Genomic DNA, 22,649 nt, shown 5'->3' on the forward strand with positions numbered 1-22,649 from the left:
TCAGGTGCTCCGCGCCCTCAGGATGACATCCAACCGAGCGCATCCCGCAGGTTCAGCGGCAACTCGTGCGAAAACCCGGGTCTTCACCTGCTTCGGCTGCTGACGCACCCCGGCACCATAGCGGGGTAATGGGCGGACCCGGAGGAGCGGGTCCGCCTTTCGCGTCTCTCCGGGTTGCACCGAACGGTCGTCCGGTCCAGATTCCCGCGCCCCGGGAACGGACCGGGCCTCTCCGCATTCCGCCAGACAGGTGTACCGCAGATGATCCCGTCGCTGCTGACGCGCAAGATCGAGAAGCTTCCCCCCGAGGTGCGCCTCGAGGGCCGTATCCTCTTCCTGGTGGACGACGCCGAGCTGGTGCGCCGCCAGCTCGAGGGCGAGGACGTCGAGCTCACGGAAGAGGTGCGCGCGAAGCTCCGCGACAACATCTCCACCGACGAGATCACCCCCGCGTACATCTGCTACTACTACGACGAGACGCTGGGCGAATTCCCGTATCTCGGCCTGAAGGCGGGGACCGAGTTCCCCATCCGGCAGGGGCTGGTGAAGAAGGGCGGCTTCGTGGCCTCCGTCAGCGGCAAGCGCCGCGGCAAGGGCTCGTCGCGCGAGCAGAGCCCGTACGCCGAGATGATGGCGGGGATCCGGGTGGTGATCGCCGAGAACATCGAGCGCATCTACCGCGAGAACTGCCAGAACCTGGGCGTGCTGACGTCGACCAACTTCGAGCTGATCGACCGCATCCGCCGCGGCGAGACCATCCCGCTCAGCGAGTTCACCGAGGGCGCCGACGAGATCACCCGCGGCATCATCGAGCACGGCGGGCTCTTCAACTACAACGTGGCGCGGCTGCAGGGGACGGTGCGCACGCCGCCCATCTCCTGCCACGGTGCGGGTGAGACGGCCGAGGACCTGGACCGGCAGGACGTGCGGATGCTGCGCGGCAGCGGCGAGTACAACCAGCCCGGCCCCGACACCGGCGTGGACGGCGCCGCGGCCCAGTTCGTGGCCACGTCGACCTCGAACGCCGGCTCCGACGCGCTGGGCGCCGCGGGGACGACACACGGCCCGGGGCCGCGCCCGATGACGCTGGCGGAGAAGATCTTCGCGCGGCACTGGGTGACGGATTTGTCGAAGGACGCGGTCGGCGTGCCGTGGGTGCAGCCGGGCGATTCGGGATTCGTGAAGACCGACATCCGCTTCAGCCACGAGTACGTGACGCCGATGTCGGCCATCTTCTTCGAGCACTACGTGGGCGAGGACGAGAAGGTGCTGGAGCCGGAGTCGATCCTCTTCTTCCGCGACCACCTGACCTTCCTGAAGGATGCGATGACGCAGGAGCGCATCCAGATGGGCCTTCTCAACGTGGCCAACCAGCTCGAGGTCAAGCAGCGCGAGTTCGCCGAGAAGCAGGGCGTCCGCCTGTACGGCGAGCTGGGGCACGGCAAGCACGGCTCCGAGGCCATCTGCCACAGCAAGATCCTGGAGGCCTACGCCGAGCCGGGGCAGATCATCATCGGCTCCGACAGCCACACGCCGCACGCTGGCGCGGTGGGCTGCGTGGCGTTCGGCGTGGGGACCACGGCCATCTTCAACTCGTGGATCACCCGGGACGTGCGGGTGGAGGTGCCGAAGTCGTTCCGCGTGGTGGTGCGCGGCGAGAAGCCGGCGAACGTCTCCGCAAAGGATTTCATGCTGGAGATCCTCCGCCAGCCGTACATCAAGGACGGCCACGCGATCGGGCAGATCATCGAGTACACCGGCCCCGCGGTCGAGGCGCTCAGCGTGGACGAGCGCGCGACGATGACCAACATGGCCGCCGAGGTGGGCGCCTTCACCGGGATCGTGGCCCCCGACGCGAAGACGGCCGACTACCTGGTGGAGCAGCGGGGGATGAGCCGCGAGCGGGCCGAGGCGTTGTGCGACGGCCTGTTCAGCGACGAGGGCGCCGAGTACGTGATGACCATCGAGATCGACGCCTCCACCCTCCGCCCGATGATCGCGCTCCCCGGCGACCCGGGGAACGGGCAGCACGTGGACGAGCTGGCCGAGCCGGTGCGCATCGACATCGCCTACGCGGGGAGCTGCACGGCGGGGAAGAAGGAGGACATGGACATGTACGCCGCCGTGCTGCGCGAGTACGCCGAGCGCGGCGAGCGCAAGCCCGAGCACGTGCAGTTCTACATCCAGTGCGGCAGCCAGGAGGTGTACGCCTACTGCCAGGAGCAGGGCTACGACCGCATCTTCGACGCGGTGGGCGCCACCTTCATCGAGCCGAGCTGCGGCGCGTGCATCAACGCCGGCCCGGGGGTGAGCCGCAAGCCCACCGACGTGACGATCAGCGCCATCAACCGCAACTTCCCCGGCCGCAGCGGCCCGGGGCAGCTGTACCTGGCGTCGCCGTACACGGTGGCCGCCAGCGCCATGGCCGGCGAGATCGTGGCCTGGGAGCCGCAGCCGGAGCTCGCGGGGGTGTAGGCATCACCGAGCGCGGCTGACGGAGTCGGTGGTGGCGAAGCGCCGGTCCCGCGGGACCGGCGCTTCGCTCGTTGTGCGCAGAGTGACCGTGTTGTGGCGACGCTCCAAAGCGGCCTCAAGCACATATTGAAGTGAACTGAGTCCGCATATAGCCTTGAGCCCCTTTCTCGAATCGCACAATGCCCACGCGGTCACCTCGGGGTCCGGCTTGCATGCTTAACCTCACACTGGAGAGGATCGAGCGGCAGATTCGCCATCTGCCAGTCGAGCATGCTTTCGCACTCGACGCGGGTCACAACATCGTCGTCCATCGTACGAACGATCACCGGTCCCGCGTGGCATTCACGAAGTCGGAGATCGCGGCGATGGCCGGCGCGATTCTCACGCACAATCATCCAGGTGGTCGCTCCTTCTCGATCCGCGATCTTCTGCTGGCACGCGATGCAGGATTGAGCGAGCTACGGGTGGTAACATCCAGAAACAGATACTCGCTCAAACCTCCGGTAGAGGGATGGGATACGTGCGGGCGCGACGAGTTCATGGCCGTCGTTGGCCGAGAACGGGCCTTGCTTCTTGAACAGCTGCGTGGTGAGATTGCGAGAGGCCGCATGACGAGCTCGTTGCTGGATTCCGTCTTCCATCACCACCTGTGCGAGCGGCTCGCTTCGCTCGGACTGATCCAGTACCGTGTCGAAACGTGGTAGCTCGAATTCGGAGGTGCGAATGTACACGCTGATTGATCCACCGATCTCCCCGTTTTCTCCACCCGAGAAGATTACCGCGTGGATCGATGAGCTGCGCTCGTGGATCTCGCTTCCGGAGTTCCGGGACCATCCGGAGAACCGCAAGCGACTCGACGAGGCGATCGCCGAGGCCGAGCAGTATCTGAAAGACAGCCGCGAACACGCCGGAACTTCTCGGCAACCACCCAACCGACCAGCAGTCTGATCGCTGAGGCGGCCGCAGGAATGACGACGAGCTGCGGGACGAACGGCCTGGTGCTGGTCGCGCCGGACGGCTCGATGGCCAAAGCGGTCGCCCCCACATCGCTTGTGGGAGAGGGTCGCGGCGCTTGGCCTGATTCGCTACAGCGCTCAGAAGTGGTAGCTACAGCCGCGGAGGAAGCATGTACTATGTCGTGATCGATCCACCGGTGTCGTCGTTCTCGACGCCTGAGGAGATCAGCGCGTGGATCACGGAGCTCCGTTCGCGCGCTTCGCGGCCGGAGTTCCAGTATCCCGAGGGAGGGAAGTCGCTCGACTTCGCGCTGGCCGAGGCAGAAGGGTGGCTGGTCGAGAGCCGAATGCGAGCGGAGCCGCAGCGCCGGCGGCCACCCGACCGTCCCGCCGGCTGAGCGGCGAGATCACCGTACGAGAGAAGCGCCGGCGCCGAACGGGGTCGGCGCTTCGCGCGTTGTGCGCGGAGTGACCGAGTTGTGGCGACGCTCCGAAGCGGCCTCAAGTGCATATTGAAGTGAACTGAGTTTACCCCTACTCTTCAGCCCGTTTCCCGAACAGCACAATGCCAGCGAGCTTGCTTCACGAGGTCGGTTTGGATGCTCAACCTGACGCTGGAGCGCATCGAGCGGCAGATCCGCAACCTGCCGGTGGAGCGCGCGTTCCTTCTCGATCAGGAGCGTGGGATCATGTGGCAGACCACGGACGATCTGCCCGATGGCGTGTCGTTTTCGCTGGAAGAGCTCCACTCGATGGACGGCGGGATTCTCACCCACAACCACCCGGGCGGCCGCTCCCTCTCGACCGATGACGTCCTGCTCGCGAGGATGTGGAAGCTGCAGGAGATCCGTGTGGTGACGGCGAAGCAGCGATTCTCCATCAAACCGCCGGAGGAGGGGTGGAATCCCACGCCCACAGAAGTGTTCCTGACGGTCCTTCGGCGCGAACTGGGCTTGCTGGATCGGCAGGTGGAGGATGAGATTGCAAGAGGCATCCTGACTGCGGCTCGCGCAGACCTCGTGTACCATCACCGACTCTGGGAGCGGATGGCCAGCCACGGGCTCGTCCGCTACGCCGCTGAAAGGTGGTAGGCAGATGGCGGGAGAAAAGGTCTTCACCGTCTTCGATCCTCCGGTGACGCCGTTCTCGCGGCCGGAGACCATCAGTGCGTGGATCGAGGAGCTTCGCGGCCGCGCCGGGAGGCCGGAGTTCCAGCATGCGGAGAATCGCAAGCGGCTCGATGCGGCGATCGCGGAAGCGCAGGAATGGCTTGCGAGAAGCCAGACCAGAGCGGCGTCACGACTGAGGCGGCCTCCCGATCGTCCCGCCGTCTGATCGCGAGATCACGATAATGACGAAGCGCCGGCCCCCGCCCGGGAGCCGAACGGCGGTAAGCCAGCGAGGGAGGAGAGCGTGTACACGCTATTCGACGCGCCCGTGAACCAGTTCTCGCCTCCCGAGAGGATCATCGCCTGGCTGGATCATCTGCGCTCCCAGGCATCGAGGCCCGAGTTCCAGAACGATGCAGAAAACCTGAGATCTCTGGAGGACGCAGTGGCGGAGGCTCAGGCCTGGCTGGAGCAGAGCCGCGCGAAGGTGGCGCGAGGCCGGGGGCGGCCACCCAGCCGTCCCGCCGTGTAGTCGATCCTGAAGCAGAAAGCGCCGGCCCCCCGCTCGGGAGCCGGCGCTTCGTCGTTCGCCGTCGTGCTGCGTGCGCGGGCTACGCCACCGTGCTGGCGGCGTGCGCCACGCCGGCGGTCCGGCGGAGCTTCTGCGTGAGGTCGGCGATGAGCACCTGCGCGAAGGCGAGCGGGACCAGGCGGCTGTCGTTGCCCTCCTCGTCCATGAACAGCCCCAGCGCATCGGACTCGAAGGTCTCGGGGAAGCGCTCCACGGCCCACCCGTCCACCATCTCCCCGGGCAGGTCCGCATCGACGCGCACCACCAGTGCGTCGCCGTCGCCCTCGTCGAACGCGACGAAGTCGCCGAAGCGGTGCATGATCCCGTTGCTGCGGACGGCTTCGGCGGCCTTGCGGCGGAGCGTGAGGGTGGCGCGCACCTCGCTGTCGGGCGCGTCCCACTCGGGGATCTCGTAGCGCACCACCAGGTCGGCGCGGTCGGCCTGCGGCAGCACGTACTCCTTGCTGTCCAGCAGGTGCCGGGCGATGTGCTTGAGCACCTCGGCCTCGCTGTAGCCGCGCGTCTTCACGTCGCGGCGCAGCTTCCAGCGGAACAGGAGCTCGGGCTCGGGCTGGAGGAACACGGCCAGGTCGTACGCGGTGCGCAGCTCGTCGCTGGGAAAGCCCAGCAGCCCGCGCACCAGCACCACCTCGTTGGCGTCCACCGTGCGGATCTGGCCGAAGCTGCCGTCCGAGTGGTCGTATCCCCGGTTGCGCACGGGGCGGCCGCGGCCCAGGAGCCGCAGGTGCTCCTGCATCAGCGGGAAGTTGTGCACGGTGGGGTGCAGCGCCGTCACGCCCAGCTCGTGGCGCTCGGCGCGGGTGTAGCGGTGGTAGTCGTCCAGCTCGAGCGTGCTCACGCGCTCCGGACCGATCAGCGACGCCACGCCCTGCGCCACCGTGCTCTTCCCGCTCCCGGAATCGCCCACGATGCCGAGGACGAAGGGAAGATGCTCGAAGTCGGAGCCCGGAAGGATGCTCATTCTGGAGACGCGGCAGGGCGCGTCGCGCGCGCTGGGGCCATGAAGACCTCCCATTCAGGATTCGCGGAGAACGTGCATGTTAGCGCGCTGTCTCCGGATGCGAAAGTGAAATGCGATTAGGGGAGCCTTACGATGCAATTAGTGCGTGAGTGCGTGAGTGCGCTGCGGCACGTACGTTGTCTGAGTTCACGTGGGGATGGAGATCAACGGAGGGCGGCGGGGAGATGTCGGGATACTGCGACGCGGCGCCGGGGCACGAGTGGCACGGGCCCTATCACGATCACGAATACGGGTTTCCGCTCGCCGGCGACGACGAGCTGCTGGAGAGGCTGGCGCTGGAGATCAACCAGGCCGGGCTCTCCTGGCTCACCATCCTCAAGAAGCGCGACGCCTTCCGCCGTGCCTTCGACGGCTTCGACGTGGACCGCGTCGCGGCGTACGGCGACGAGGACCGCGAGCGGCTGATGGCCGACCCCGGCATCATCCGCAACCGGCTGAAGATCGACGCGGTGATCGAGAACGCGCGCCGCATCCGGCAGCTGCGCGAGTCGCACGGCTCGTTCGCGGCATGGCTCGACGCGCATCACCCGCGCTCGAAGGAAGAGTGGGTGAAGCTGTTCAAGCGCACCTTCCGCTTCACCGGCGGCGAGATCGTGGGCGAGTTCCTGATGAGCACCGGCTACCTCCCCGGCGCGCATCGCCCCGACTGCCCCGTGCACGCGCGCATCCTGGCGGCCGGCCCGGCGTGGGCGCGCACGGCCGCCGCCGCGGTCTGACTCACGCTCGGACGGGAGACGGGACGATGGGTGCGTGGGGCGTGGGCGCCTTCGACAACGACACGGCGCTGGACTGGCTCGACACGCTGGAGCGCCTGGGCGCGGAGGCGATGCTGGTCGCCTTCCAGACGATCGCGGAGGAGGGCGAGCGCATCGAGGTGGAGCAGGCGCGCATCGCCATCGCGGCGGCCGAGGCGGTGGCGGCATCGCGCGGCCGTCCCGCGCCCGACCTCCCCGGCGAGCTGGCGGAGTGGGTGCGGGCGCGCGGCGGCGACGTCGATGCCGCGCTCGCCGCGCAGGCCGTGGACGCCGTCACCCGCATCCGCGAGGCGTCCGACCTGCGCGACCTGTGGGGCGAGGACGACAGCGGCGCCGAATGGGAGACGACCATCGCCGAACTGCTCGACCGGCTGCGCACGGCCGGCTAGCCGTATCCCATCGATCCCTGGCCTCACGCGGAGACGCGGAGCCGCGGAGGAATCATCTCCTCCGCGGCTCCGCGTCTCGGCGTGAGAACGATTCGAGATCAGACCGACGCGCCGATGCTGGTGCCGCACTGGCTGCAGAACTTGGCGCCGGGGCCGAGCTTCGCGCCGCACTCGGAGCAGAAGCCGGCCGGCATCGCACCGACGGGGACGGCGGGAGCATCGGCGGGCGCGGGCGGCGCGGGCGTCTCCGGTTGCTGCGGCGGCGGGTATCCGGCCGCGGGCGGATATCCCGGCGCGGGGGGATAGCCGGGGGCAGGCGCGTATCCCGGCGGGGGCGGATAGCCGGGGGCGGGCGCGTACCCCGGCGGGGGCGGGTAGCCCGGCGCGGGGTGGAATCCCGGCGTGTGGCGGCGGAGCGCGGCTTCCACGATCACCAGCGCCTCGTCGTCGAGCTTGGCGCTCTGCACCATCCCCGCCACCTGCCCGATCAGCACGGGCCAGAAGACCAGCGTGGTCACCAGCGTGGGGATCACCTGCTGGCCGAAGATCCCGATCCCCGCGTTCACCTGCGTGCCGCCGTCCACCGGCTCGATGCGGATGTTCAGCGCGGTCTTCATCCCCACCACCGCCTTGAACGTGCCGCCCTGGTGGATGCTGATGAACCAGCTCCCGGTCAGGCTCTGCTCACCCTTCACCTCGAACCCGCGGCCCTGGAACTCGCGCATCACCTCGTGCCCCACGGGCGCCAGGTCGGGGGGCGAGAGCGGGAAGAAGCGGCTGGACTTGAACGTGCCCATGCGGTTGCCTCCGGTTTCGAGCGTCCACCGTCGCGACTGCGTCCTCGATCACATCCTTGGATTCGCCTACTGCGCCGGGCCCGGCGCGCCCGCCGCGGGGGCGTCGGCGGCGGGATCGGCCGCGGGAGGCGCGATCTGCACCCTCAGCAGCGCGGTGCCGCACTGGCGGCAGAACTTCCACTCCTGCTCCACCGCGTTGCCGCACGCGGGGCAGCGCTCGCCCGCCTGCATGCCGCGCAGCGCCGCGGACAGGCGCCGGTACTGCTCGCCCTGGCACCAGCGCATGATCTCGCGGGCGCGCAGCGCGCTGAACGGGTGCGTGGCCTCCATCACCGACAGCAGCTGCAGCACCTTGTCCCACGCGTTCTCGGCCAGCTTGTCGAAGTCCTCGGCCTGCTTCAGGTACTCCTCCACGTTCACGTCCGCCGTCACCGACTTCTTCCCGCCGGCCAGCCGGATCATCGTCTCCACCACCGGCTCGGGGCCGCCGAGCACCACCGCCGCCGCGCGGTCGGCGGAGAACTCGGAGCGGCGCGACCAGTAGGCCAGCGCGATCTCGATCGGCTTCACCGCCACCGACAGCGGGCCGAGGATGGCGGCGCCGCCGTTGGCCAGCACCATCGCCATGGTCTTGTACAGCGTGTGGCGGCAGACCAGGTGGCCAACCTCGTGGGCGATCACCGCGCGCAGCTCGTCCTCGTCGAGCGAGTCGACCAGCTCGGCGGTGACCACCACGAAGCGGCGCGTGTCGCCCAGCGAGAACGCGTTGATCTCGCCCGAGTTCTGGAGATACATCTCCGGCACCTCCATCTCCAGCACCTGGCAGCAGTCCACGAGGTGCTTGTGGAGATGGGGGAGCTGGTTGGGGCCCAGGCGGATGGCCTGCGAGATGTACTGGTTGTGGAAGAGCTGCTCCTGGAAGACTTTCAGGAAGGCTTTGACGAACTGGTCGAACATGGGGATGCTGCGCAGCTGGTCCTGGGCCGCGGCATCCTCGGGGTGGATGAAGTCTCGGGCGTTGACGCGCATGCGGCTGCTCCCGTGTCGGGGAAACCGGGTGAGCCGGCGGCACCGGTGGCGGGAGGCGCCGTGGGGATCGGGTGCCGCGCGCCGGCTCTCCAGCCGAAGGTAATCCGCTCCCCGGCGGGGGACAACGCCGCAAGTTTCCGGCGACGACCACCGCGTTGGAGGATGTTGCCAAACCAGGATCCCAAGGCACCTCGGTTGTCATCCTGAGGGGAGGCGCCGCGCCAGACTCTCGTCCGCACCCAGCCCTGGCGCCGACCGGAGGATCTGCTCGCCCTACGGACAGACCCTGCTCGTTCGAGCGGATATCCGGCCCGCCATGCAAGATCCTTCGGGCGCGGCAGGATTCGGTGACGACGACCGTCAGGTGCGCCGCGCCCTCAGGATGACAGCCCGACGAGCGCGTCCCGCGGTCAGCAACACCCGCTCAGATCCAGTGCGAGAAGCCGAACCGGGGGATCTCGGCCGCGTCGATGATCACGTCGTGCCCGTGTGACGCGAGCTCCGCGTACTCGGCTTGATGGAGATACGCCTCGGCGGTCAGGCGCCCCGAAAAGTCCGACCACGCGGCCACGCACGGGGAGCAGATACCCAGGCGCAGGAGGATGGGCTCGTGCACCCGCCGGCCCGCGCGCGCGAAGTCCGGCCCGAATCCCTCGCCGCGGTCGCGGGCGGCCACGAACGGCAGAAACGCGACCTCGCTGCTCTTCCCGCAGCAGTCGCAGCGCCCGCGGCCGGTACGCGGAGCGGTTGCGCGCACGTCGGCCGGCGTGACGTCGATCCCGCGCTCCCACAGCACCGCGACCGCCGCGGCAACGGCTTCGGACGTGTAGCCATCCGCCGCCGCGACGACGCCTTTCAGCTCGTCGTCCGGCCAGCCGGCATACTTCTCCAGCAGCCGCTCGACCTCCGCGACGTCGATTCCCGGACGCTCCACTACTCGCGGCCGTGCTGGCGAAGGAGCGCGTCCGCCTCGGGCGAGCCGGTGGGGAAGCGCTTCACCGCGTCGGGGCGCGCGCCGGCGGCGAGGAGGCGGGCGACCAGCGCGGTGGATTCGTGCGGTGTCCACTCCGACGGCTCGGCGAGCGCGCGGACGGCGAGTTCCAGCGGCGTCTCGCCGCGGCGATTGGTGGCCTCGAGCGGGGCGTCGCGCTCCAGCAGCAGCTCGACGGTATCCCTGCGATCGCGCCAGACGGCGAGGTGGAGCGCTGTGTCGCCCGTCTCCCACGGCCGCCCGCCCGTCATCGCGGTTACGTCGAAGCCCAGGTCGAGGAGCAGCCGCGTGCCGGCGGTATTCCCCGCCCCGGCGAAGCGCGGCAGGATCGCCGCGTCCTCGCGCATCACGCGCGGGAGGAGATCCGGATCGCGCGCCATCATCTCCCGCACGGCCGCCTCGTCCCCGCGCGCGCAGGCGGCGGCGAAAGCGTCGTCCGTCTCCATCTCCATGGCGAAGCCGCGGCGCGCGAACAGGTCCAGCACGTCGGCGCGCCCCATCCGCGCCGCGCGCGCGAACGCGGACGGCCCCTCGCGCGGCGGGAGCGTGGGGTCGGCGCCGTGGTCCATCAGCAGCTCGAAGAACGCGAGCGGGTTGTCGCGGCCGAGCGCGTGGTGGAGCGCGCGGTTCCCCCAGTGGCTGACGCGATCGGGATCGGCGCCGTGCTCCAGCAGCCACCGCACGCCGTCCGAGTGGTGCCAGTCGAGCTTGCGGTGGAGCATGGTGGTGAGGCTGTCCGCCGTCATCCGCCCGCTCTCCACCAGCACCCTCAGCGCGCGGTCGTCGAGGGTCTCGGGGGAGTGGTACGGCGTCTCGTCGTCGTTGGGGTCGGCGCCGTGCTCCAGCAGCAGGCGGGTGACGCCGGGATGGTGGGCCACGCCCGCGGCGCCGTAGATTGCGCTCTCCAGCGTGGGATGGGGCTGGTGGTCCCCGGAGAAGAAGCCGGTGTTCGCCTCGGCGCCGGCAGCGAGCAGGGCCTCGGCGGCGCGCACGAAGCCGTCGGAGCGGGCGGGATCGAGCCGCAGGTAGCGCGAGAAGCAGAGGTAGGTCAGCGCGTCCCAGCCGCGCGGGCCGCCCTTCGCGCGGGCGAGCTCGGGATTGGCGGCCAGGAAGCGTCGCACTGCCGCGTCGTCGCCCAGCGTCGCGGCGGTGTAGATGTCCGCGTCGGCGATCCGGGGGTGCGCCGCGAGGAGCTCCTCGGCGCGATCGAGCGTCCCGGAAGCGTGCCACGCGTCGAGCGGCACCGACGCGGCCTCGATGAATTCGGCGCGGGGATCGTCGTCCATGCGGCTCCTCCTCCACAGAGAAGGGAAGAAGGATCACACGGAGGGAACGGAGGAAACGGAGAACCGATCGCTGTTCCTCCGTTTCCTCCGTTCCCTCCGTGTGAGTCTTTCTGTTCTTTCGAAGACTACTTCGCCTCCAGCCAGCTCAACCCGATGCCGCTCTCCACGCGCAGGGGAACGTCGAGCGCGGCGGCGTTCTCCATCCGGTCGCGGATGAGCTCCTGCACCTCCTGCTCGCGGCCCTCGGGCACCTCGAACAGGAGCTCGTCGTGCACCTGCAGCAGCATCTTCGTGCCGTCCGTCCGGCGGTCCAGGTCGTCCTGGATGCGGATCATGGCGATCTTGATCAGGTCCGCGGCGGTGCCCTGGATCGGCGCGTTGGTGGCCGCGCGCTCGCCGAAGGAGCGCACGTTGAAGTTGCGCGCGTTGATCTCGGGGATGTAGCGCCGCCGCCCCGTCAGCGTCTCCACGTACCCCGTCTGCCGCGCCTTCTCCATCTGCTCGTCGAGGTAGCGCCGCACGCCGGGGAAGCGCTGGAAGTACTGTTCGATGAACTCCTTCGCCTCCGCCGTCGTCATCCCCAGCTTCTGCCCCAGGGCGAACGGGCCGATGCCGTAGATCACCGCGAAGTTCACCGTCTTCGCGCGGTCGCGCATCTCCCGCGTCACCGCGTCGGACGCCACGCCGAAGATGAGCGCCGCGGTCTGGCGGTGGATGTCGACGCCGGCGCGGAACGCCTCCACGAATGCCTCGTCGCTCGAGTAGTGCGCCAGGATGCGCAGCTCGATCTGCGAGTAGTCGGCCGCCACGAAGCGCATCCCCTCGGCGGGGATGAAGCCGCGGCGGATCTCCGCCCCCATCTCCGTACGGATGGGGATGTTCTGGAGATTGGGGTCGGAAGACGCGAGCCGCCCCGTCGCGGCCACCGTCTGGTTGAACGAGGTGTGGATGCGCCCCGTCTCGGGGTTCACCGCCTTCGGCAGCGCGTCGACGTAGGTGCCGCGCAGCTTCTCCACCTGGCGGTACTGCATCAGCAGTTGCGGCAGCTCGTGCCCCTGCGCGGCCAGCTCCTGCAGCACGTCCACGTCGGTGCTGGCGCCCGTCTTCGTCTTCTTGATCACCGGCAGCGCGAGCTTGCCGAACAGGATCTCCCGCAGCTGCGGCGTGGAGCCGATGTTGAACTCCTGCCCGGCGGCGGCGTAGATGCGCGCCTCGAGGTCGCGCAGCTGGCCGTGCATCTGCCCGCTCATCCGGCCGAAGAACTCCTCGTCGATCCGGATCCCGTTCCACTCCATCTCGGCCAGCACGCGCACCAGCGGCATCTCGATCTCACGGAAGAGCGGCGTCAGGTGCAGCCTCTCCAGCTCCGGCTCGAAGCGCTCGTGCAGGCGGAGCGCGATGTCGGCGTCCTCGCTGGCGTAGTCGCGGGCCTTCTCCAGCTCCACCTCGGCGAACTCGATCTGCGCCTTCCCCTTCCCGGTGACGTCCTCGTAGTGGATGGTCTTGTGGTCCAGGTGCTGGAGCGCCAGCGAGTCCAGCCCGTGCTCGCGCCGCCCCGGCTCCAGCAGGTAGCTGCCCACCATGGTATCGAAGTCGATCCCCTCCAGCGCGATCCCCTCGCGGCGGAAGACCAGGAAGTCGTACTTCAGGTTCTGCCCGATCTTCCGCACCTGCGCGTCCTGCAGCACGTCGATCAGCTCGCGCATCTCCGCCCCGTGTAGATCGGGGAGGTTCTTCGGCCCCGCCTGCTTCCGCGCCTCCGGCGACGGGTCGCCGCCGCCGCCCAGCAGGTCGCCCTGCGCGGGCGCGGGAAGGCGGTGGCGGAAGGGGAGATAGAAGGCCTCGCCGGGCTTGAGGGAGAGGGAGATGCCGCACAGCTCGGCGCGCATCGGGTCGGTGCTGCTGGTCTCCGTGTCGACGGCGACATATCCCTGCTCGCGGATGCGCCGGACGACCTCGCGCACGGCCTCGGGCGTGTCGAGGAGACGATAATCCGTGGGCATTCGCTCGCCCGCCGCCTTCTCCTCCTCGTCGGGCGCCGCGTAGTCGCGGACGAGGGTGTGGAACTCCAGGTCGAGGAAGAGCTCGCGGAGGCGCGCGCGGTCCGGCTTCTCCAGCCGCAGCCCGTCGAGGTCGAGCGTGAGCGGCAGGTCCGTGCGGATGGTGACGAGCTGCTTGGAGAGGATGGCGTCGGCGCCGAACGCCTCCAGCGCCTCGCGCGGACGCTTGGCCTTGATCTCCGCCGCGTGCGCCAGGATCTCCTCGATCGGGCCGTACTCCTCGATCAGCTGCACCGCCGTCTTCGGCCCGATCCCCGGCACGCCGGGGACGTTGTCGCTGGCGTCGCCGATCAGGCCGAGATAGTCGACCACGCGCTCGGGGGGGACGCCCAGCCGCTCGTTGGCGTTGCGGGTGTCGACCCACTCCTCCTCGACCGCCGCGGGGCCGCCGCGCCCGGGGTTGAGCAGGCAGACATGGGGGCGGATGAGCTGGTAGAAGTCCTTGTCGCCGCTGACGATCACCGCCTCGAGCCCGCCGTCCACCGCCTGGTCGGCCAGAGTGCCGATCACGTCGTCGGCCTCGTACCCCTCCAGCTCCAGCACGGGGATGCGGAAGGCCTCGACCAGGTCGCGCACGCGCGGGAGCGAGGCCTTCAGCTCGTCGGGCATCTTCTCGCGCGTGGCCTTGTACTCGGGGTAGATGACGTGGCGGTCGCTCATCCCCGCGTCGAACACCATCCCCAGGTAGTCGGGCTCGTGCTTCTCGATGACCTTGATGAGGAAGCGGGTGACGCCCCACGCGGCGCTGGTGTTCTCGCCGCGGCTGGACACCAGCGGGCGCGACACCAGCGCGAAGAAGGCGCGGTAGATGAGCGCGTAGCCGTCGATCAGGTACAGGCGCGGGCGGGTTTTCTCGGGCTTGTCCACGTGCGTTCGCGGGCGGGTGCAAAGGTGTGCCGGAGCCGCGCGGAATCTATCCCCCGCGCCGGACGCGGGCAAAAGCGGCGGAGGGGGATTGACATCCCCGCGAACGCCACCCCCGGCCTGCGGCGGACGGATGTCGGTGTCGCAAAGTTCGACAGATGTTTAGAAATGCAACGGGCGTTTGGGAGCGGCAGGTGGGAAGATCCCACGTCCTGCCTGCGTATTCAGTCGCGAAACGATGTGGTCCGCATCGTGCCAAGAGAGAGCGCATCCGATCGCCCCCCGACCCCGCAGCTCGCGCAGTCGCCCGATGATCATCCCCGTCCCCACCATCACGTCGCGCAACATCCGCCCGCGCCGGCGCACCGCCTCGCTCGGGCCGGCCGTGGAGCCCGTGCAGGAGCAGCCGGAGACCACGGTCACCGGCCGCGAGATCGTCAGCACCGCCAAGCTGCTGGCCTTCATCAACCACGAGGTTCAGGCCCGCCCCGAGTGCGCGGGGATGAAGGTGCGCGGCGGCGTCTGGTCGCTGGACCCCTACGCCGACGAGTGCAACTGGTCGGAGACGAGCCTGGTGGTGCAGGTGGCCGGCGTGATCTCGGCCGGCGCGTTCGAGGAGCTGCGCAAGGTGATCGGCCTGGCCCGCGAGCGCTACGACGTGCTCGCGCCCGAGGCGTACCTGCTCTGAATCTGCCCCATCCGATCGCGACGGGCGCCTGAAGGCGCGGCTGGAACATTGGGAAGCCTCGCAAACCGCGCGAGGCTTCAACTGCATTCGGGGGATGAGGCGGCGCGGGATGCTGCCACTCGAGCGGAGACGGCACCCGCAGCCTGCGCAGCAGGCTTTCCAATGTTCCAGCCGCGGGTTTACCCGCCCGTGCGAATCCCGCCTCGCGCGCTCCCGTCTCGAAAATGCTTGTCCGGCGTCGCCGCATCGCTTACCGATGTATCGCCCGCCGTGATCTCCCGACGACCCACCCCGTCATCATCCAGCTCCCATGAGAATCGCACTTCTCCTCCTCGCCGCGTCCCTGCTGGGCGCGGGCAGCGCCGCCGCGCAGAACTCCTCGCCGTCCACCATCGCCCGGAGCTTCCAGGGATCGTGGAAGGGCGAAGGGGCACAAGCGGACGGCGGCGAATGGACCATCGCGCTGACGCTGGCGGACGGCGCGCGCGGCACCGTGGTCGGCACCATCACCTATCCGTCGCTGGCGTGCGGCGGCGACCTGGTCCTGCGCGACGCGGACCGCGGCCGCGTGGAGGTGCTGGAGCGCATCACCTTCGGCGACTGCGTGGACAACGGCGTCATCACCTTCTCGCCCGACGGCGGCGGGCTCGACTTCGACTGGCGCGGCGAGGGGCTGACCGCGCGCGGCAGGCTGGCGCGCGCCACGCCGCCGCCGGACGCATCGGGGCCGTAGTTCCGATCCGTGGGGACAATATCAAGGACGGCCGGGATCCATCGATCCCGGCCGTCCCGCCGTTCTCCGGATTCCGGCCGCTACAGCGCCGGGGCGGGGTGCGTATCCATCTTCACCATCTTCAGCTTCCAGCCAGCGGCGGTGCGCGTCCACGTGTGCTCGTAGGTGCCGCGCTCGGCGCGGACGTCACCGCCCTGGCCGCGAAAGCGCAGCGTCACCATCCCCGCCTCGGTGACGTCGTGGCCGCTGCGGCTCACGCGCTGGGTCACCATCACCAGATCGTTCACGCGGCCCACGTCCTCCGCCAGCCAGCGCTCTTCGATGCGCGCGCGGCCCTCGAGCGTGAAGTCGGAGAACACCACCTGCGCGTCGTCGGCGAAAAACGACGCGAGCGCCGCCCGGTCGGTGCCGCCCCACGCCGCGATGTAGCCGGCGCGCGCGGCGCCCAGCCCCTCCGGCAGCGCCGGCGGCCGATCCGGCTCGCCGGACGACGCGGCGGGCACCATGTGGCTGCATGCAGCGGCGGCGATCAGCGCGAGCGGGGCGAGGATTCGTCTCATCGGGCGCTCCGTGCAATGAAGGGAGATTTCATCGACCGAAGACGAGGATTAAGCGGCGGAGCCTCCGCGCACCAGAGAATCGATCCCCCCGAACGCGAGCGGGCCGGCTGGATGACGATGCATCGCTCCGCCATACGCGCGGAGGCCCGAGGCGGGCTGTGCGATCCTACAAACAGAATTGTCTCACACGGAGGGAACGGAGGAAACGGAGGATGATGAGCAGTCCTCCGTTCCCTCCGTTTCCTCCGTGTGAGACTGTTCTATCAGAGCAGGTCGAATGCACAACAATCCATTCAATCCGACATCAGGGGGTACAGCGTCCGGATTGCACATCTTAACGGAATCGTAAAGCGGCGCATCCTTCCGTCTTGATGAACCAGCCGGGCCCGCCGCAGATTAGGCGCGTTCCCCGAGACCGGATTCGCGCACGACCGGACGGCGCCGCGCCGTTCCGTTTACCCTCCCCTCCGCTCAGGACGCCCATGCTCACCCTGACCTCCAAGTCGCGCGCGCTGGCGGTGCTGGCCGCCGCCACGCTGGCCGCCGGGCCCGCGGCCGCGCAGCAGGCCGCGCGCACGGCGCAGACCGCGGCCACGCCCACGGCCGGCGCCTGGCTGATGCCGCCCGCGCCGATCCCGCAGATCATCGACGCGGCACCCACGCCGGCGCTCAGCGTGGCGCCGGGGCAGCGCACCGTGGCCGTCCTGGGCCGCGAGAACCTGCCGTCGCTGCAGGAGATGGCCGAGCCGTGGCTGGGGCTGGCCGGCTACCGCCTCAACCCGCGCACCAACGGATGGAACGCGGCGCGGGTCGGCTATCTCACCTCCATCACCTTCCAGGACCTGGCCGGCGGCGCGAATCGCGAGGTGCGCCTGCCGCCGCGCGCCCGCGCCGCGTTCCCGCAGTGGTCGCCCGACGGGTCGAAGCTGGCGTTCACGGTCTTCACCGAGACGGGGATCGAGCTGTGGGTGGCCGACGCGCGCACCGGCACGGCCCGGCGGCTGCTGCCCGCGGTGCTGAACGCCGCGTTCGGCAACCCCTTCCGCTGGATGCCGGACGGGCGCGCGGTCCTGGCGCTGCGCGTTCCCGCCGGGCGCGGCGCGGCGCCGGAGCGCTCGCGCGTGCCCGAGGGCCCGGTGATCCAGGAGAGCTCGGGCCGCGCCGCGCCGGTGCGCACGCTGGAGGACATGCTCAAGAACCCGTACGACGAGCGGCTGTTCGAGCACTACTTCACCGCGCAGATGGTGCGCGTGCCCGTGGACGGCGGCGCGGCGGCCAGCGTGGGGCAGCCGGGGATCTACTCCGCGTTCGACCCGTCGCCCGACGGGCGCTACATCCTGGCGCGGAAGATCCACCGCCCGTTCAGCTACCAGGTGAGCGCGGGGAGCTTCCCCTACGAGGCGCTGGTGCTGGACACGCGCGGCGCCGTGGTCAAGCGCATCGCCGACCAGCCGCTGGCCGACAACCTGCCGCCCGCGTTCGACGCGGTGATCACCGGCCCGCGCGAGATCGAGTGGCGCGGCGACGCGCCGGCCACGCTGGTGTGGGCCGAGGCGCAGGACGGCGGCGACCCGTCGCGCCGGGTGGACGTGCACGACCGGCTCTTCCAGCTCGACGCGCCCTTCACCGGCCAGCCGCGCAAGCTGATGGACCTGGACCAGCGCTACAGCGGCGCGTTCTGGGGCCGCGGCGACTTCGCCATCGTGCTCGAGCGCTGGTGGAGCACCCGCCGCGAAAAGCGCTTCGCCGTCAACCCCACCAATCCCGGCCAGCCGCGGCTGCTGCTGGACCGCAGCTACCAGGACCGCTACGCCGACCCCGGCTTCCCGGTGCTGCGCCGCGACGCGCGCGGCGAGTCGCTCCTCCTCTTCACCCCCGACGGCGGGTCGATCTACCTGACCGGCGCGGGCGCCTCGCAGCGCGGCGACTATCCGTTCCTGGCGCGGATGAGCATCGCCGACGGGAAGAGCACGCGCATCTGGCAGGCCGAGGACCCGTACTACGAGGAGGTGGTGACGGTGCTGGACGCCGACGGCGGCCGCATCCTCACCCGCCGCGAGTCGCAGGCCGAGGCGCCCAACTACTTCGTGCGGACGCTCCCCGGCGGGCAGGCGGTGGCCATCACCCGCTTCCCCGACCCCGCGCCGCAGCTGGCGGGGATCACGCGGCAGCTGGTGACCTACCGGCGTGGCGACGGCGTGCAGCTCTCGGGCACCCTCTATCTCCCGCCCAACTACAATCCCCAGCGCGACGGGCGGCTGCCCATGCTGATGTGGGCGTATCCCACGGAGTTCCGCGACGCCGGCGCGGCGGCGCAGGTGCAGGGATCGCCCAACCGCTTCTCGCGGCCGGCGGGGATCAGCCACCTGTTCCTGCTCACGCAGGGCTACGCGATCTTCGACAACCCCACCATGCCCATCATCGGCGAGGGCGACAAGGAGCCGAACGACACCTACGTCGAGCAGCTGGTGGCCAGCGCGCAGGCGGCGGTCGACAAGGTGGTGGAGATGGGGGTGGCGGACCGCGACCACATCGGCATCGGCGGGCACAGCTACGGCGCGTTCATGACCGCCAACCTGCTGGCGCACAGCGACATCTTCCGCGCGGGGATCGCGCGCAGCGGCGCCTACAACCGCACGCTGACGCCGTTCGGCTTCCAGGCCGAGCAGCGCACCTACTGGCAGGCGACGGACATCTACACGCGGATGAGCCCGTTCACCTACGCCAACCAGATCAACGAGCCGATCCTGCTGATCCACGGCGAGATGGACGACAACAGCGGCACCTTCCCCATCCAGAGCGAGCGGATGTACGCGGCGCTGAAGGGGCACGGCGCCACGGTGCGCTACGTGGTGCTGCCGTACGAGGCGCACGGCTACCGCGGCCGCGAGGCCACACTGCACACCCTCGCCGAGATGGTGCGCTGGATGGACCGCTACGTGAAGAACGCCGGCCCGCGCCAGCCGCAGCAGCGCTCGGCGTCGACCACGGGGAACTGATCCCCGGAGCGGGAGATGGAGTTGCGCCGGCATCCGCGGTTCGCCGCGGATGCCGGCGCTCTCATTGCCGGGTCGGCGGAGGGCACAGAGACGGATCATCAGTTCTCCGCGCCTCCGCGTCTCCGCGTGAGACAGAGCAGTACTCGGAAGTGCACGAGAATCGTATCCCCATCCACATGGGCACCCATTGAGCGTTCGGCGATGTAATCATATGTTTCTACCCATCTACTCGAACACGACGGCCGCGTAATCCTCCGGCCACGGTCGATCCAATCCCCAGAATTCTTCCACGTCACCATGCAGTGCAGACACATCGGGGCGCCGCACCGGCCCCGGCTGATCCCGGCCGTGCTGGGCGTGGCCCTGCTCGCCGCCGCCTGCGGCGAGAACCCCGCGGGCACCGCCCGCGCCCCCGGCGGCCCCAGCGGCGAGACGGCCATCCAGCTCGAAACCCTCGAAACCACCACCTGCAAGTACGGCGGCGTGTACCCCGACTGCAAGTCGGCCACCGACGGGTCCGGCACCACCACCACCGGCGGAACGACCGGCACGCAGGCCGGCGACCCGACCAGCGGAGGCGGAGGAGGGGGCACGACGACGACCACCACCACGGTGGTCGAGGGCACGTGCAACGCCGAAAAGGACCCCAACTGCAACCAGCCGCTGACCGACGTCGACCGCGAGACGATCAAGAACGCGCTGGCCTCCAACCGGCGGCCGGACAGCGAGTTCACCGACCCCGACGCGAAGGACGAGTGCGCGCAGATGTTCAGCGACTTCAACGCGCAGCTCGCGGCGGGGAACGTCTTCCGCGGCGCCTACGACAACCCCGACACCGCCAGCCACTACGGCGCGGCCTTCCAGGGGAAGATCCACTTCGACCCGAGCGGGCTCGACGCCGCCGCGGCGGGGAACGCCACGGAAGCGAGGGACCTGGCGGTCAGCGCCTTGCATGAGCTGCTGCACGTCCTTGGCTACCATCACTCCGACCCGACCTGGGTCGACCACAAGGACTCGTACGCCGAGCATCCGTTCAGCCGGCTGAACCCGGGACCGAACTCGTGCATCAAGCGCTGATCCGGACGCTGCTCGCCGCGGCGATGACGGTCGTCGTCGTGCCGCGCGCCGCTGCGCAGGGGCTGTTCTCGCGCCCCGGGCCGGCGGCGCTGAGCGCGGTGATGTCGTTCCGCGGCGCGTGGCTGGCCGACAGCACGCGCTTCGACGGATGCTCCGTGGCGCGGCTGCTGGGCCCGCCGGCGGAGTACATGGGCGTCATCCTGCCGCCGATGCGGCGGATGATCGACACCACCGGGCCCTGCGGCGCCCCCGCCGGCGAGCCCGTCCGCCGCGCGCGGCCCACCGTCTGGCTCGACTCGCTGACGGTGGCGGACTCGGTGGCGTACGTGTCCGTGACGGTGCTGCGGGGCGAGCTCACCCACCGCGAGCGGTACACGCTGACGGGCTGGCGGCCGGGGCTCCCCTGGGCGGTGGTGGACATGCACCTCTGGGGCGCGTCGCAGCAGCACTTCCGCCCGCGTCAGGAGAAGGACGGCGCGGGCGCACCACCCTGACCGCCGACATCGCCGCGGTGGGACGATAACGCGAAAGGCCGGGCTCCACGCCCGGCCTTTCGCCGTCTCCGCATCTCCAGCGACGATCCCGATCTACGCAGCAGCAGCCGCGGCCGCGCCCGCCGCCGCGGCGCTGGCGCCGGCGACGGCCTGCTCGTCGGCTTCGGGCTCGGCCGCCGGCTCGTCGTGGATGCAGCGGCTGATGTGCGTGGCCATCACGTCCAGCTGCGAGCGCGAGGGCACCGGCGCCGACGGGTCGGGAAGCTGCAGCGGGAAGGGCGCGCCGTGCGGCACGGGGATCAGGTGCAGGTGGAAGTGGAACACGTCCTGTCCGCCGTCCGTGCCGTTGGGGCTGAACAGGTTCACCGCGCGGCACCCCGTGGCCTTGCGCAGACCGGGGAGGATGCGGCGCGCCACCGCGAAGGTGCGTGACGCCAGCTCCTCGGGCACGTAGAACAGGTTCTTGTAGTGCTCCTTGGGCGCCACGATCACGTGCCCGGAGTGCAGCGGCTGGATGTCGAGGAAGGCGATGATGTCGTCGTCCTCGTGGATGATGCTCACCATCTCGTCTCCGCCGATGATGCGGCAGAACACGCAGGTGGGGTTCTCGTTGGGGTTCGAGGCCACGGCTCCTCCCGGCTGGTGGGTCTGTTCGGTCACGGCTTGCGGGGGTGCAAGAGGCAGGCCCGGGTGGACGAGCGGGACAGATACTGCCACGTCCCCGGAACTGCGACGCAGCCTTGCCAGATGCGGGGGTGGTGACGAGATTCCGCGCTTCTGGTCCGCCGTACCCATCCGTGATCTCCACCGCATCGATGCCGACGAAGCAGACCGCCGGGGCGGGCGCCACCGTCACCCCCGTCTTCCCGCTCATCCTCCTGGAAACCATGCGCGACATGGACCGCCCGGAGGAGTACCTCGAGGGGGAGAACATCGCGGTCAGCATGCCCCGGCGGCTGGGGCTCAGCGACGTGGTGTTCACGCAGATCCACCGCTTCAAGGACGAGGTGAAGCGGAAGCGGACGCAGCACCCCGACGTGGTGGCCGACCTGATCCGCTTGGTGATCCGCCGCCCCGACGCCGACGAGATCTTCGAGGAGGCGGGCCGCCGCGTGGCGCGCCACGCGTGGGGCGAGCGCTCGGCCACCTTCCGGCGGATGGTGCGGCTGCTGCCGCAGGGCGCCCGGCAGCGCTCGGCGCGCAAGGCGGCCCGCAAGCTCTTCCGCCAGCTCGCCGGCGACTCGGAGATGCGGGTGGGGATCAAGCCGGTGGCGCTGACGCTGGAACGCTCCATCACCGGCCGCGCCGACCCGGGCGGCGCCGCGTGCGCCTTCTACGCCGGCGCGCTCTCCGAGCTGGTGACCCAGTACACCGGCCGCAAGCACTCCGCCCGCCACGACCGCTGCGAGACCAGGGGCGGGAAGTCGTGCGAGTGGGTGACGCAGGTGGTGGCGTGAGTGCCGAGCATCGGATTGGGACGGTGGAGAGATTCGGACGGGCGGGTATGAGACGGGCGGGTAAACCCGCGGCTGGAACATTGGGAAGCCTGCTGCGCAGGCTGCGGATCAAGCTACCGCGCGTCAGGCGGAGATCAGAGCCGTCATCCGAAATCCGGGAATAAAGTTGATGCACCCGGACTGATCCCAAGCTGACGTCATCCTGAGGCCGGCCAGACCGTAATCAGCGTCTGCGCAAGCGTTTGCAGGCCGAAGGATCTATAATCGCGGCAGCACGAGATTCGGTGGGACGCACCTATACTTCACCCGGAGTTGGT

The 22,649-nt window shown here is 69.7% G+C and carries 23 protein-coding genes; 15 read left to right on the forward strand and 8 right to left on the reverse strand.

The features are described from left to right. Positions 1 to 261 precede the first annotated feature (261 nt). From VF092_29110 to VF092_29140, 7 genes are all read left to right on the forward strand, one after another. Positions 262 to 2,475 (forward strand): aconitase family protein, encoded by a 2,214-nt coding sequence (locus VF092_29110; protein ID HEX6751386.1) that lies wholly within the window; start codon positions 262 to 264, stop codon positions 2,473 to 2,475. Between the two features lie 212 nt (positions 2,476 to 2,687). Further along, a complete protein-coding gene (locus tag VF092_29115) occupies positions 2,688 to 3,179 on the forward strand; it encodes a hypothetical protein (protein HEX6751387.1) in 492 nt (163 codons plus the stop codon). 19 nt (positions 3,180 to 3,198) lie between these two features. Continuing rightward, the gene (locus VF092_29120) at positions 3,199 to 3,423 is read left to right on the forward strand and encodes a hypothetical protein (GenBank protein ID HEX6751388.1); all 225 of its coding nucleotides are present in this window, start codon (positions 3,199 to 3,201) and stop codon (positions 3,421 to 3,423) included. A 178-nt stretch (positions 3,424 to 3,601) separates the two neighbouring features. After that, positions 3,602 to 3,829, forward strand: a complete 228-nt coding sequence (locus tag VF092_29125) for a hypothetical protein (protein HEX6751389.1) — start codon at positions 3,602 to 3,604, stop codon at positions 3,827 to 3,829. Between the two features lie 201 nt (positions 3,830 to 4,030). Further along, the gene (locus VF092_29130; protein HEX6751390.1) at positions 4,031 to 4,522 is read left to right on the forward strand and encodes a hypothetical protein; all 492 of its coding nucleotides are present in this window, start codon (positions 4,031 to 4,033) and stop codon (positions 4,520 to 4,522) included. A 4-nt stretch (positions 4,523 to 4,526) separates the two neighbouring features. After that, positions 4,527 to 4,766 (forward strand): hypothetical protein, encoded by a 240-nt coding sequence (locus tag VF092_29135; protein HEX6751391.1) that lies wholly within the window; start codon positions 4,527 to 4,529, stop codon positions 4,764 to 4,766. Between the two features lie 78 nt (positions 4,767 to 4,844). Continuing rightward, positions 4,845 to 5,072 (forward strand): hypothetical protein, encoded by a 228-nt coding sequence (locus VF092_29140; GenBank protein ID HEX6751392.1) that lies wholly within the window; start codon positions 4,845 to 4,847, stop codon positions 5,070 to 5,072. 79 nt (positions 5,073 to 5,151) lie between these two features. On the opposite strand, the gene VF092_29145 is transcribed toward VF092_29140, so the two are convergent. Further along, a complete protein-coding gene (locus VF092_29145; GenBank protein ID HEX6751393.1) occupies positions 5,152 to 6,093 on the reverse strand; it encodes a hypothetical protein in 942 nt (313 codons plus the stop codon). A gap of 176 nt (positions 6,094 to 6,269) precedes the next feature. On the opposite strand from VF092_29145, the gene VF092_29150 reads away from it, so the two are divergent. Continuing rightward, positions 6,270 to 6,869, forward strand: a complete 600-nt coding sequence (locus VF092_29150; GenBank protein HEX6751394.1) for a DNA-3-methyladenine glycosylase I — start codon at positions 6,270 to 6,272, stop codon at positions 6,867 to 6,869. 26 nt (positions 6,870 to 6,895) lie between these two features. Then, positions 6,896 to 7,297 carry a DUF4259 domain-containing protein gene (locus VF092_29155; protein HEX6751395.1) on the forward strand — a complete coding sequence of 134 codons (402 nt, stop codon included), beginning with the start codon at positions 6,896 to 6,898 and terminating at the stop codon, positions 7,295 to 7,297. A gap of 98 nt (positions 7,298 to 7,395) precedes the next feature. Here VF092_29155 and VF092_29160 read toward each other — a convergent pair whose 3' ends face one another. From VF092_29160 to polA, 5 genes are all read right to left on the reverse strand, one after another. After that, positions 7,396 to 8,094 carry a zinc ribbon domain-containing protein gene (locus VF092_29160; protein HEX6751396.1) on the reverse strand — a complete coding sequence of 233 codons (699 nt, stop codon included), beginning with the start codon at positions 8,092 to 8,094 and terminating at the stop codon, positions 7,396 to 7,398. A 66-nt stretch (positions 8,095 to 8,160) separates the two neighbouring features. Beyond that, positions 8,161 to 9,123 carry a M48 family metallopeptidase gene (locus VF092_29165; protein ID HEX6751397.1) on the reverse strand — a complete coding sequence of 321 codons (963 nt, stop codon included), beginning with the start codon at positions 9,121 to 9,123 and terminating at the stop codon, positions 8,161 to 8,163. A 424-nt stretch (positions 9,124 to 9,547) separates the two neighbouring features. After that, positions 9,548 to 10,057, reverse strand: a complete 510-nt coding sequence (locus VF092_29170) for a hypothetical protein (GenBank protein HEX6751398.1) — start codon at positions 10,055 to 10,057, stop codon at positions 9,548 to 9,550. After that, complete coding sequence (locus VF092_29175) at positions 10,057 to 11,400, reverse strand: ankyrin repeat domain-containing protein (protein HEX6751399.1); 1,344 nt, start codon at positions 11,398 to 11,400, stop codon at positions 10,057 to 10,059. The genes VF092_29170 and VF092_29175 overlap by 1 nt, the downstream gene beginning before the upstream one ends. Positions 11,401 to 11,525: 125 nt before the next feature. Continuing rightward, a complete protein-coding gene (polA, locus tag VF092_29180; protein HEX6751400.1) occupies positions 11,526 to 14,327 on the reverse strand; it encodes a DNA polymerase I in 2,802 nt (933 codons plus the stop codon). A 307-nt stretch (positions 14,328 to 14,634) separates the two neighbouring features. Between polA and VF092_29185 the strand changes: the two genes are divergently transcribed. Next, positions 14,635 to 15,012, forward strand: a complete 378-nt coding sequence (locus tag VF092_29185) for a hypothetical protein (protein ID HEX6751401.1) — start codon at positions 14,635 to 14,637, stop codon at positions 15,010 to 15,012. Between the two features lie 310 nt (positions 15,013 to 15,322). Continuing rightward, positions 15,323 to 15,745, forward strand: a complete 423-nt coding sequence (locus VF092_29190; protein HEX6751402.1) for a hypothetical protein — start codon at positions 15,323 to 15,325, stop codon at positions 15,743 to 15,745. An 80-nt stretch (positions 15,746 to 15,825) separates the two neighbouring features. On the opposite strand, the gene VF092_29195 is transcribed toward VF092_29190, so the two are convergent. Then, positions 15,826 to 16,305, reverse strand: coding sequence for a nuclear transport factor 2 family protein (locus tag VF092_29195; protein ID HEX6751403.1), 480 nt, complete (start codon positions 16,303 to 16,305; stop codon positions 15,826 to 15,828). A gap of 482 nt (positions 16,306 to 16,787) precedes the next feature. Between VF092_29195 and VF092_29200 the strand changes: the two genes are divergently transcribed. The 3 genes from VF092_29200 (at position 16,788) to VF092_29210 (ending at position 20,875) form a co-directional block, all read left to right on the forward strand. Then, complete coding sequence (locus VF092_29200) at positions 16,788 to 19,304, forward strand: prolyl oligopeptidase family serine peptidase (protein ID HEX6751404.1); 2,517 nt, start codon at positions 16,788 to 16,790, stop codon at positions 19,302 to 19,304. A 297-nt stretch (positions 19,305 to 19,601) separates the two neighbouring features. Further along, the gene (locus tag VF092_29205) at positions 19,602 to 20,381 is read left to right on the forward strand and encodes a hypothetical protein (GenBank protein ID HEX6751405.1); all 780 of its coding nucleotides are present in this window, start codon (positions 19,602 to 19,604) and stop codon (positions 20,379 to 20,381) included. Continuing rightward, entirely contained in the window at positions 20,366 to 20,875 is a 510-nt protein-coding gene (locus tag VF092_29210) for a hypothetical protein (protein ID HEX6751406.1), read from the forward strand. The genes VF092_29205 and VF092_29210 overlap by 16 nt, the downstream gene beginning before the upstream one ends. Positions 20,876 to 20,968: 93 nt before the next feature. On the opposite strand, the gene VF092_29215 is transcribed toward VF092_29210, so the two are convergent. Beyond that, the gene (locus VF092_29215) at positions 20,969 to 21,535 is read right to left on the reverse strand and encodes an HIT domain-containing protein (protein ID HEX6751407.1); all 567 of its coding nucleotides are present in this window, start codon (positions 21,533 to 21,535) and stop codon (positions 20,969 to 20,971) included. A gap of 155 nt (positions 21,536 to 21,690) precedes the next feature. Here VF092_29215 and VF092_29220 point away from each other — a divergent pair, with 155 nt between their 5' ends. Then, complete coding sequence (locus VF092_29220) at positions 21,691 to 22,332, forward strand: hypothetical protein (GenBank protein HEX6751408.1); 642 nt, start codon at positions 21,691 to 21,693, stop codon at positions 22,330 to 22,332. The last annotated feature ends 317 nt before the right edge of the window (positions 22,333 to 22,649 follow it).

Origin of the sequence: Longimicrobium sp. (assembly GCA_036377595.1) — a bacterium.
Classification (GTDB): domain Bacteria; phylum Gemmatimonadota; class Gemmatimonadetes; order Longimicrobiales; family Longimicrobiaceae; genus Longimicrobium.

Excerpts from the sequence above, each read along its gene's own strand:
- VF092_29115 (HEX6751387.1), top strand. The coding sequence starts at position 2,688 with ATGCTTAACCTCACACTGGAGAGGATCGAGCGGCAGATTCGCCATCTG.
- VF092_29175 (HEX6751399.1), bottom strand. The coding sequence starts at position 11,400 with ATGGACGACGATCCCCGCGCCGAATTCATCGAGGCCGCGTCGGTGCCG.
- VF092_29125 (HEX6751389.1), top strand. The coding sequence starts at position 3,602 with ATGTACTATGTCGTGATCGATCCACCGGTGTCGTCGTTCTCGACGCCT.
- VF092_29195 (HEX6751403.1), bottom strand. The coding sequence starts at position 16,305 with ATGAGACGAATCCTCGCCCCGCTCGCGCTGATCGCCGCCGCTGCATGC.
- VF092_29135 (HEX6751391.1), top strand. The coding sequence starts at position 4,527 with ATGGCGGGAGAAAAGGTCTTCACCGTCTTCGATCCTCCGGTGACGCCG.
- VF092_29130 (HEX6751390.1), top strand. The coding sequence starts at position 4,031 with ATGCTCAACCTGACGCTGGAGCGCATCGAGCGGCAGATCCGCAACCTG.
- VF092_29205 (HEX6751405.1), top strand. The coding sequence starts at position 19,602 with ATGCAGTGCAGACACATCGGGGCGCCGCACCGGCCCCGGCTGATCCCG.
- VF092_29145 (HEX6751393.1), bottom strand. The coding sequence starts at position 6,093 with ATGAGCATCCTTCCGGGCTCCGACTTCGAGCATCTTCCCTTCGTCCTC.
- VF092_29120 (HEX6751388.1), top strand. The coding sequence starts at position 3,199 with ATGTACACGCTGATTGATCCACCGATCTCCCCGTTTTCTCCACCCGAG.
- VF092_29185 (HEX6751401.1), top strand. The coding sequence starts at position 14,635 with ATGATCATCCCCGTCCCCACCATCACGTCGCGCAACATCCGCCCGCGC.
- VF092_29220 (HEX6751408.1), top strand. The coding sequence starts at position 21,691 with ATGCCGACGAAGCAGACCGCCGGGGCGGGCGCCACCGTCACCCCCGTC.
- VF092_29200 (HEX6751404.1), top strand. The coding sequence starts at position 16,788 with ATGCTCACCCTGACCTCCAAGTCGCGCGCGCTGGCGGTGCTGGCCGCC.
- VF092_29190 (HEX6751402.1), top strand. The coding sequence starts at position 15,323 with ATGAGAATCGCACTTCTCCTCCTCGCCGCGTCCCTGCTGGGCGCGGGC.
- VF092_29155 (HEX6751395.1), top strand. The coding sequence starts at position 6,896 with ATGGGTGCGTGGGGCGTGGGCGCCTTCGACAACGACACGGCGCTGGAC.
- VF092_29165 (HEX6751397.1), bottom strand. The coding sequence starts at position 9,123 with ATGCGCGTCAACGCCCGAGACTTCATCCACCCCGAGGATGCCGCGGCC.
- VF092_29160 (HEX6751396.1), bottom strand. The coding sequence starts at position 8,094 with ATGGGCACGTTCAAGTCCAGCCGCTTCTTCCCGCTCTCGCCCCCCGAC.
- VF092_29110 (HEX6751386.1), top strand. The coding sequence starts at position 262 with ATGATCCCGTCGCTGCTGACGCGCAAGATCGAGAAGCTTCCCCCCGAG.